Below are 9264 nucleotides of genomic sequence, written 5' to 3'. Positions count from 1 at the left end.
GGAGCAGATGGAGAAGGACGGGGTGGCTTCGGGGGAGCCTTCGGTGGCGGTTGCGGGCTGAGCTGCGCTTCTTCGCGCACCTGGCAGGGCCCCTCCCTCTCCCCACCACCCCGGTGCGAGGCCCCTCCCCCGCCTCCACCGCACACCCCCGAACCTAGCCCCCGCCTCCCCACCCCCGCGCCCCCTGTGGATAACCGCAAGGCGCGCCCGCGACAACCGCAAGGCGCGCCCGCGACAACCGCAAAGCGCTCCCCGCGACAACCGCAAGGCGCCCCCGCGACAGCCGCAGGGGCGCCCCGCGACAACCCGAGGCGGGCCGTCGCAAAACCCCGACAGATGCATTCGCGCCCCCGTCCCTCTCTCCGAAGAGCGGCGGGGGCGCATTGCGGGTACGCGAGGTACAGTGCCTGGACCTGCTCTCTTACGGCCACGGCCCTGTCACGGTGAGGCAAACCGACACGTGCTGACGACCACCACCAAGGTGCTTGAGCCCGGGGAGCTCGACGACGCCCTCGCGGTGCTGGACCGCGACCCGGTCGCCAACGCCTTCGTCGCGGCCCGCGTCCAGGTCGCCGGGCTCGACCCCTGGCGGCTCGGCGGCGAGATGTGGGGCTGGTACGAGAACGGCCGGCTGGAGTCCCTCTGCTACGCCGGCGCCAACCTCGTCCCCGTCTGCGCCACCCCCGAAGCCGTACGCGCCTTCGCCGAGCGGGCCCGCAGACAGGGCCGCCGCTGCTCCTCCATCGTCGGCCCCGCCGCCCCCACCGCCGAGCTGTGGTCCCTGCTGGAGCCCGCCTGGGGCCCCGCCCGCGAGGTCCGCGCCCACCAGCCGCTGATGGTCACCACCGAGCCCGCCGCCGAGGTCGCGCCCGACCCGTACGTCCGGCGGATCCGCAAGGACGAGATGGACCTGATCATGCCGGCGTGCGTGGCCATGTTCACCGAGGAGGTCGGCATCTCGCCGCTCGCCGGCGACGGCGGGCTGCTCTACCAGGCACGCGTCGCCGAGCTGGTCGGCGCCGGCCGCTCCTTCGCACGGGTCGAGAACGGCAAGGTCGTCTTCAAGGCCGAGATCGGCGCCGCCACCCTGCGCGCCTGCCAGATCCAGGGCGTCTGGGTCGCACCCGAGTACCGCGGCAAGGGCCTGTCCGAGACCGGCATGGCCGCCGTACTGCGCTACGCCCTCGCCGACGTCGCGCCCATCGTCAGCCTCTACGTCAACGACTTCAACACCGCGGCCCGGGCCGCCTACCGGCGCGTCGGCTTCAAGGAAGTCGGCGCGTTCATGAGCGTGCTGTTCTGACGCCTGCTGCCGTCCGTGCCGCTGCGCGTCCGGCGCGCACGGTTTGATGCGCGCCCGTACGGCCTTCATGTGCGCCCGTACGGTCTTCATGCGCGTCTGACGCGTACCGTGCCCGTAAGCGTCGGGCACGCCCGGACCGATCGTGTTCACCGCCCGGGCTGTGTACGCTCCCGACCATGGATGACGTCGTGGTCGGACCGCTCGACCTGGCTGCCCGCGTGGACGAGGCGCTGGCCGTGCAGGCGCTCGCCTTCGGCCTGACCGACGACGAGGTCGGCGTGCGCCGCCACATCGTGCTGCGCCACCTCACCACCCCCGGAGCCCGCGCCCTGGGCGCCACCACGCCCGACGGCCGGCTGGCCGGCTTCGTGTACGGCCTGCCCAACGACCGCTCCCACTGGTGGTCCAGCGTCGTCGAGCCGTACCTGCGCAGCACCGGACAGGACTTCTGGCTGGACGACTCCTTCGTCATCACCGAGCTGCACGTCCACCCCGGGTACCAGAAGCGCGGCATCGGCCGGGCGCTGATCACCCGGATCACCGACGAGGCGCCGTACCCGCGGAGCATCCTGTCCGCGATCGACACCGAGAGCCCGGCCCGCGCGCTCTACCGCTCGCTCGGCTACCAGGACCTCGCGCGCCGCGTGATCTTCCCGAGCGCCCCGGCTCCGTACGCCGTGATGGGCGCGCCGCTGCCGCTGGCCCGCTGACGGGCACGGGCCCGCGCGTGCCGGGCGGGGCCGGTGCGGCCTCCCGGGGAGCCGGGGGAGCGGTATCCATTTCCGTGCGCGACGCCCGGCCCGATAACCTCGCTCCAGAACCCTTTCTTACGCAGGAGAATCACCATGGCCCAGGTCCAGCGCATGTCCCGATTGATGATCAAGACGCTGCGCGACGACCCGGCCGACGCCGAGACCGCCAGCCACAAGCTGCTCGTCCGCGCCGGGTACGTCCGCCGCACCGCCGCCGGCATCTGGACCTGGCTGCCGCTGGGCAAGAAGGTGCTGGAGAACATCTCGCGCGTGGTCCGCGAGGAGATGGACGCCATCGGCGCCCAGGAGGTGCTGCTGCCCGCGCTGCTCCCCAAGGAGCCGTACGAGGCGAGCCAGCGCTGGGAGGAGTACGGTGACCTGCTCTTCCGCCTGAAGGACCGCAAGGGCGCCGACTATCTCCTGGGCCCGACCCACGAGGAGATCTTCACCCTCACGGTCAAGGACCAGTGCACGTCCTACAAGGACCTGCCGGTCATGCTGTACCAGATCCAGACGAAGTACCGGGACGAGGCGCGGCCCCGCTCCGGCGTGCTGCGCGGCCGCGAGTTCCAGATGAAGGACTCGTACAGCTTCGACACCACGGACGAGGGCCTGGCGCACTCCTACGCGCTGCACCGCGAGGCGTACCGGAAGATCTTCGCGCGCCTGGGCCTGGACTACCGCATCGTTTCGGCCGTTTCCGGCGCCATGGGCGGCTCGGCGTCCGAGGAGTTCCTCGCGCCCGCAGCGGCCGGTGAGGACACCTTCGTCGACTGCCCGCAGTGCGACTACGCGGCCAACACCGAGGCCGTCACCGTCAAGGTCGAGCCCTCGGACGCGACCGGCATCGGTGAGATCGAGGAGCTGGACACCCCCGACACCCCGACCATCGAGTCCCTCGCCGAGTACCTGGGCGTGCCGGCCTCGGCCACGCTGAAGAACCTGCTGGTCAAGGTGGACGGCGAGATCGTCGCGGTGGGCGTGCCGGGCGACCGCGAGGTGGACCTCGGCAAGCTCGGTGAGCACCTGACGCCGGCCGTCGTGGAGCCGGTCACCGCGGAGGACTTCGCGGGCCGCGAGGACCTGGTACGCGGCTACATCGGCCCGCAGGGCCTGGCGGGCAAGTCCTTCCGGTACATCGCCGACCCGCGCATCGCGCCCGGCACGTCCTGGATCACCGGTGCCAACAAGGACGGCAAGCACGCGCGGAACGTCGTCGCCGGCCGTGACTTCGAGGTGGACGACTACCTCGACGTGGTCGTCGTCGAGCCGGGCGACCCCTGCCCGAAGTGCGGTGCGGGGCTGGTCATCGACCGGGCCATCGAGATCGGCCACATCTTCCAGCTGGGCCGCAAGTACGCCGACGCGTTCGAGCTGGACGTCCTCGGCCAGAACGGCAAGCCGGTGCGGGTCACGATGGGCTCGTACGGCATCGGCGTCTCCCGCGCGGTGGCGGCGCTCGCCGAGCAGACCCACGACGAGTCCGGCCTGTGCTGGCCGCGTGAGGTCGCCCCGGCCGACGTGCACGTCGTGGCGGCCGGCAAGGCGAAGCAGACGGAGCTGGCGCTGGAGGTCGGCGAGAAGCTGGGCGCCGCGGGGCTGCGGGTGCTGGTCGACGACCGTGCCGGGGTCTCGCCGGGCGTGAAGTTCACCGACGCGGAGCTGATCGGTGTGCCCACGATCCTGGTCGTGGGGCGCCGTGCCGGTGAGGGCGTCGTCGAGCTGAAGGACCGGCGGACGGGGGAGCGCGAGGAGGTCACGGTCGAGGAGGCGGTGGCGCGCCTCAGCGCGTAGTTTCCGACGTTGGGGGCGGGCCCGTGCGGTGGCGTGCGGGCCCGTTTCCGTACCCCGTGTATCGCGGCCTGGCGGCCGCTCGTCCTCAATCGCCGGACGGGCTTGGTTCGGCGGAGGCACGTCCTCAATCGCCGGGCGGGCTTGATGCGAGAGGTACGTCCTCGAGCTACCCCCGGCCACCGACGTGCAGCGCCACCCGAACAGGCTTGTTTCCGGCTTGTGCTACAGCCAGGTGGCGAACTCCAGCAGGAGTTCGCCGCGGGCGCGGTCGCCCGACGATACGGCCCGGAGGCCGGCTTCTACCGCGCCTACGAGGGTCCAGGCGCGCAGGCGGTCGCGGTCGATGTCGAGGGAGTCGGCGAGCTTGGCGACGCGGCGGCGGGCGGCGGAGGCGGCGCCGGTGCCGGCCGCGAGGTCTTCCATGCGGTCCAGGACCAGGCCGACCAGGTCGTACGCGCGTTCGCCGACGACCGGGCGGGGGCCGACGGCCAGCCAGGGCGTACGGTGCCCGGCCAGCACCTTGCCCTGGCGGAACGCGCCGTGCAGGAGGACCTCCTCCGGCGCGTCGGCGGCCAGGGAGCGGCGCAGCTCGGCGGCCTCGTCGACGAGCGGGGCCGCGGACGGGGCCGCCGCGGCCCGTTCCCGCAGTGCTGCCACGGCGGCCTCGGTCCGGTCGGCCAGTGTTTCGAACGGGTGGTCGTCGCCGGGCGGTACCCAGAGCCGGCGGACCGTGCCGGCGGCCTCCAGCAGGGCCTTGGCCTCCTGGAGGGAGCGCAGTGACACGCCGCTGCGGAGGCGTTCCAGGAGGAGCGCGCCGCCGTCGGGGTCGGCGCGCAGCAGCCGTACCGCGCCCCAGCCGTCCCAGCGGGTCAGCGCGGCCGCTTCCAGTGCGGCGCCGGGCTGTCCGGGCAGCGGGAACTTCAGTGCGGCGGGCGTGCCGTCCGCCTGTGTGACCAGGACGAGGAGGCTGGCGCGGCCGCCCGGCTCGTGGACCCGTTCCGGCGTCAGCTCCCATGCCGCCAGCCGTTCCGCGACGCGGTCCGGCAGCGAGTCCAGCCAGGCGCGCGCGGGGCTTCCGGGATCGTCACCGATCGCGCGCACCAGCCGTCTCGGCGGTTCGATGGGTGCCGTTGCCATGCTGGAGCTGTCCCTTTCGTCGGCGGTGCCGGGGTGACCGGCCGGGCCCGTGGGTCCGCGGCGCGCTCAGAGCGCGTCGGCGGATCCGGTCGCGGTGGGCGACGGGCTGCCGGCCGTGGTGCGTTCGGCGAGCCCAGGGAAGGCTACGCCGCTGCCGCGCCAGCGCACCGCGCGCACCGCTGCCGCCCGGAGCGATCCGGCCGCCGAGCGCCGCCGGGCACCCGAGGTGGCGCGTACGAGGTCGGCGTACGCCCCGGCCACGCGGTCCTCCAGTTCGGCGGCGAGCCGGACGGCGGCCGCCGCGTCGGGCACCGGGAACGGCAGTGCGTACGCCGCGGCGGCGGCCTTGGGCCGGGCGCCGAGGGCGATCACGCGGCGGCTCAGTTCGTCGCGGCTCGCGCGGTGCGCGTCGTAGCCGTCCTGGGCCTCCTTGCGCCGTGCGTGGCCGACCCGGGCGCCCACCACGCCGTAGCCGTAGAGCGCGGCGTGTTCGGCGGCCAGGGTGTTCTGCAGGGCGTCGAGCTCGGCCTTGTGCTCCGGGCTGTGCTGCTTCTCCGCCGGCATCAGGCGTTCTTCCCGTCCTTCTCGTCGTGCTCGTCGTGCGCTTCGAGCAGGTAGGCGTGGGCTGCGCCGGCCGCCGCGACCGAGGCGAGCAGTCGCGCGACCTCCGGCGGGGCGCTCACCAGGGCGGCCGTCCGCAGGTCGGCCGTGTGCCGTTCGGCCTCGGCGAGGGCGGCGAGGGCCTGCTGCTGTGTGCCGGGCACCTTCGGGGCGTGCCGCGGCCGTCCGGGCGTACGGGACGGGGAGGCGGCGGCGGAGGGCGGTGCCGAGGCGGTGCCGGTGGCCTCGGGCTTCTCGAACGCGCCGACGTGCCGGGCGACTTCGTCCCGCAGCGGACGGACCCTGCGCTCCAGGCCGGGGTGTGCGGCGAGTGTCGCGTCGTAGCGGGCCAGCAGCGCGCCGCTGTCCCGCGCGCCCTTGTCGAGCAGGGCGCGCCCGGCCGCGCTGTCCATGTCGTCGGACGCGGCGGACTGCTCGGAGCAGCCCGTGAGCAGTGCCGCGCTGCCGAGCGCGGCTCCTGCCAGCAGGACTCTTCTCCTCGTGTGGGTACTCGGCTGCGGCACGGTCCTCTTCCCGGGGTCTGCGGGTGGTGATCTGGTGATCACCGCAGGCGAGCGTAACCGCGCCCGCGCACGGAATCGTCAGTACCCCGCCGGAACAGATAGGCTTTGGCCAGACACGCGACCATCCCACAACAGCACACGCGGCCGAGGAGTCACCCGGATGAGCACCACCCAGAGCGAGAGGCTGCGCGGACTGCTTGAACCGCTGGTCGCCGCGCGAGACCTGGATCTGGAAGAGATCGAGGTGACCCCCGCGGGCAAGCGGCGTGTGCTGAGGATCGTGGTCGATTCCGACGAGGGCGTCCAGCTGGACGAGTGCGCCGAGCTGAGCCGTGAGGTCTCGCAGGCGCTGGACGACGCGGACGCCATGGGGGACGTCGCGTACACCCTGGAGGTCACCTCGCCCGGCGCCGACCGCCCGCTCACCGAGCAGCGGCACTACCGCCGGGCCATCGGCCGCCTGATCAAGGCCCAGCTGCACGAGGGCGGCGAGCTGGTCGCACGGATCACCGCCGTCGACGACGAGGGCCTGGACCTCGAAGTACCGGGCGTGAAGGGGCGCAAGCCCACCGCCCGCCGGGTCGCCTTCAGCGAGATCGCCAAGGCGCGCGTGGAGATCGAGTTCAACCGCAAGACCGCTCCGGGCGCCGCCAAGGGCGCGGCCCCCGCAGAAGACGACACCGACGACGAGAGCCAGGAGGAGGCGTAGCCGTGGACATCGACATGAGTGCCCTGCGGGGTTTGGTGCGGGAGAAGGAGATCTCCTTCGACCTGCTGGTAGAGGCCATCGAGTCGGCCCTCCTCATCGCGTACCACCGCACCGAGGGCAGCCGCCGCCACGCGCGCGTGCAGCTGGACCGCAACACCGGCCATGTGACCGTGTGGGCGAAGGAGGACCCGGCCGACCTCGAGGAGGGCCAGGAGGCCCGCGAGTTCGACGACACACCGTCGGGTTTCGGCCGGATCGCGGCGACCACCGCCAAGCAGGTCATCCTGCAGCGGCTGCGGGACGCCGAGGAGGACGTGACCTTCGGCGAGTACGCCGGGCGCGAGGGCGACGTCGTGACCGGCGTGGTCCAGCAGGGCAAGGACCCCAAGAACGTCCTGGTCGACATCGGCAAGCTGGAGGCCATCCTGCCGGTGCAGGAGCAGGTCCCGGGCGAGGACTACAAGCACGGCACGCGGCTGCGCTCGTACGTGGTCCGCGTGGCCAAGGGTGTCCGGGGTCCGTCGGTGACCCTGTCGCGCACCCACCCGAACCTGGTGAAGAAGCTCTTCGCGCTGGAGGTCCCGGAGATCGCGGACGGTTCGGTGGAGATCTCCGCCATCGCCCGTGAGGCCGGTCACCGTACGAAGATCGCCGTGCGTTCGACCAGGTCGGGGCTGAACGCCAAGGGTGCCTGCATCGGCCCGATGGGCGGCCGCGTCCGCAACGTCATGGCCGAGCTGAACGGCGAGAAGATCGACATCGTCGACTGGTCGGACGACCCGGCGGAGCTGGTGGCGAACGCGCTGTCGCCGGCCCGGGTCTCCAAGGTCGAGGTCGTGGACCTGGCCGCGCGCTCCGCGCGGGTCACCGTCCCCGACTACCAGCTGTCACTGGCCATCGGCAAGGAAGGGCAGAACGCCCGGCTCGCCGCCCGGCTCACCGGGTGGCGGATCGACATCCGCCCGGACACCGAGACGCCGGAGCGGCAGGGCTGATCCGTACGGCGCCGGCGGCCGGTGCCGCCGGCGTCGATTGTCAGCCACGAGGGAATATGAGCAGCCGTTCGGTCCTTACCCCATAGGAGTGGGACCGCTACGGGGAGGTAGACTTAAGCAGTGTCTGGCCGGACGCATGCCCGCGCATGCCCTGAGCGAACCTGTGTGGGATGCCGGGAGCGAGCGGCCAAGGGCGATTTGCTGCGCATCGTGGTGATCGATGGTGAGTGCACCCCCGATCAGCGCGGTACGCTGCCCGGCCGGGGTGCTTACGTGCACCCCACACTGGTCTGTTTCGACCTGGCGGTGCGCCGCCGGGCGTTCCCCAGGGCCTTCAGAGGCCCAGGACCGCTCGACACCACGGCCCTGCGCCAGTACGTCGAGCAGGCGACACCGTAAGACAGCACGTCGCACGGAAAACCGTGCGGTCAGGTACCTCGCGAGTCGGAAGTAGGTCGAGATTGCGATGAGCACTCGATGAGTACGCGATGAGTACGCCCATGAAGTAGCGACGGTCCGGTGGACAACCCGGACCTAGAAGGAGCGAAGTGGCTAAGGTCCGGGTATACGAACTCGCCAAGGAGTTCGGAGTAGAGAGCAAGGTCGTCATGGCCAAGCTCCAAGAACTTGGTGAATTCGTCCGTTCGGCGTCCTCGACGATCGAGGCGCCGGTTGTTCGCAAGCTGACCGACGCTTTCCAGGCGGGCAACGGCAACGGCCGTGCCGCCGGCAAGCCCTCGGCGCCGCGCAAGTCCGCGCCGGCGAAGCCGTCCGCGCCCTCCCCGGCGCAGGCGGCACGTCCTGCTGCCCCGAAGCCGGGTGCCCCCAAGCCGGGCCCCGCGGCTCCGGCCGCCCCCGAGGCACCGAAGAGCAGCACCCCCTCTCCCGCGGCGCCCACTCCGGGCCCGCGCCCCACGCCCGGCCCGAAGCCGGCTCCCAAGCCTGCTCCGGCCGCGCCCGCGCAGCCCGAGTTCCAGGCTCCGCCGTCCGCGCCGGCCGCGCCGAAGCCCGGCGCGACCCCCGGCCCGCGTCCGGGCGCCCGTCCCGGCCAGGACCGGCAGGACCGCGGCCAGGGCCGCGGCGACCGCCAGGGCCCGCGTCCCGGCGGCGACCGGCAGGGTCCGCGCCCCGGCGGCAACCGCCCGCAGGGCCCGCGTCCGGGCAACAACCCCTTCACCTCCGGCGGCTCCACGGGCATGGCCCGTCCGCAGGCCCCCCGTCCCGGCGGCGCGCCGCGCCCCGGTGGCCAGGGCGGCCCCGGCGGCCCGCGTCCGCAGGGCGCCGGCCAGGGCGGTCCGCGCCCGCAGGCTCCCGGTGGTAACCGTCCGAGCCCGGGCAACATGCCCCGTCCGCAGGGCGGCGCCGGCCAGGCCGGTCCCCGTCCCGGCGGCGGCGCGCGCCCGAACCCGGGCATGATGCCGCAGCGTCCGGCGGCCGGCCCGCGTCCGGG

Annotated in this window: 10 protein-coding genes; 7 read left to right on the top strand and 3 right to left on the bottom strand. The window is 73.2% G+C overall.

The features are described from left to right. Window positions 1–460: 460 nt before the first annotated feature. The 3 genes from C3486_RS35335 (at window position 461) to C3486_RS35325 (ending at window position 3849) form a co-directional block, all read left to right on the top strand. Window positions 461–1303, top strand: a complete 843-nt coding sequence (locus C3486_RS35335) for a GNAT family N-acetyltransferase (protein WP_103836959.1) — start codon at window positions 461–463, stop codon at window positions 1301–1303. Between the two features lie 176 nt (window positions 1304–1479). After that, entirely contained in the window at window positions 1480–2013 is a 534-nt protein-coding gene (locus C3486_RS35330; RefSeq protein ID WP_103836958.1) for a GNAT family N-acetyltransferase, read from the top strand. A gap of 135 nt (window positions 2014–2148) precedes the next feature. Beyond that, a complete protein-coding gene (locus C3486_RS35325) occupies window positions 2149–3849 on the top strand; it encodes a proline--tRNA ligase (RefSeq protein WP_103836957.1) in 1701 nt (566 codons plus the stop codon). Window positions 3850–4071: 222 nt separating this feature from the next. Here the strand turns inward: C3486_RS35325 and C3486_RS35320 are convergent, their stop codons facing one another. The 3 genes from C3486_RS35320 to C3486_RS35310 form a co-directional block, all read right to left on the bottom strand. Continuing rightward, window positions 4072–4986 (bottom strand): aminoglycoside phosphotransferase family protein, encoded by a 915-nt coding sequence (locus C3486_RS35320; protein ID WP_103836956.1) that lies wholly within the window; start codon window positions 4984–4986, stop codon window positions 4072–4074. A gap of 66 nt (window positions 4987–5052) precedes the next feature. Beyond that, window positions 5053–5550, bottom strand: a complete 498-nt coding sequence (locus C3486_RS35315; RefSeq protein ID WP_103836955.1) for a ferritin-like domain-containing protein — start codon at window positions 5548–5550, stop codon at window positions 5053–5055. After that, window positions 5550–6110, bottom strand: a complete 561-nt coding sequence (locus C3486_RS35310; protein ID WP_103836954.1) for a hypothetical protein — start codon at window positions 6108–6110, stop codon at window positions 5550–5552. Before C3486_RS35310 ends, C3486_RS35315 begins: the two co-directional genes overlap by 1 nt. Window positions 6111–6270: 160 nt before the next feature. Between C3486_RS35310 and rimP the strand changes: the two genes are divergently transcribed. The 4 genes from rimP to C3486_RS35290 all read left to right on the top strand — a co-directional run. Further along, window positions 6271–6819, top strand: coding sequence for a ribosome maturation factor RimP (gene rimP, locus C3486_RS35305; protein ID WP_103836953.1), 549 nt, complete (start codon window positions 6271–6273; stop codon window positions 6817–6819). Between the two features lie 2 nt (window positions 6820–6821). Continuing rightward, window positions 6822–7814 carry a transcription termination factor NusA gene (gene nusA / locus C3486_RS35300; protein WP_103836952.1) on the top strand — a complete coding sequence of 331 codons (993 nt, stop codon included), beginning with the start codon at window positions 6822–6824 and terminating at the stop codon, window positions 7812–7814. Window positions 7815–7934: 120 nt separating this feature from the next. Beyond that, window positions 7935–8213: a YlxR family protein gene (locus tag C3486_RS35295; protein WP_103836951.1), complete on the top strand. Its 279-nt coding sequence runs from the start codon at window positions 7935–7937 to the stop codon at window positions 8211–8213. A 149-nt stretch (window positions 8214–8362) separates the two neighbouring features. After that, window positions 8363–9264 (top strand): translation initiation factor IF-2 N-terminal domain-containing protein (locus tag C3486_RS35290; RefSeq protein ID WP_181138796.1); only part of this gene is annotated, 902 nt, incomplete at its 3' end.

It is taken from the genome of Streptomyces sp. Ru73 (assembly GCF_002920575.1).
Lineage (GTDB): Bacteria > Actinomycetota > Actinomycetes > Streptomycetales > Streptomycetaceae > Streptomyces.
Note: the sequence above shows the minus strand (reverse complement) of the source record. Positions and strands in the feature narration are given on the sequence as shown.

What these genes read in the sequence shown, in the direction of transcription:
- C3486_RS35330 (WP_103836958.1), top strand. Translation starts at nt 1,480, where the DNA reads ATGGATGACGTCGTGGTCGGACCGCTCGACCTGGCTGCCCGCGTGGAC.
- C3486_RS35325 (WP_103836957.1), top strand. Translation starts at nt 2,149, where the DNA reads ATGGCCCAGGTCCAGCGCATGTCCCGATTGATGATCAAGACGCTGCGC.
- C3486_RS35320 (WP_103836956.1), bottom strand. Translation starts at nt 4,986, where the DNA reads ATGGCAACGGCACCCATCGAACCGCCGAGACGGCTGGTGCGCGCGATC.
- C3486_RS35315 (WP_103836955.1), bottom strand. Translation starts at nt 5,550, where the DNA reads ATGCCGGCGGAGAAGCAGCACAGCCCGGAGCACAAGGCCGAGCTCGAC.
- rimP (WP_103836953.1), top strand. Translation starts at nt 6,271, where the DNA reads ATGAGCACCACCCAGAGCGAGAGGCTGCGCGGACTGCTTGAACCGCTG.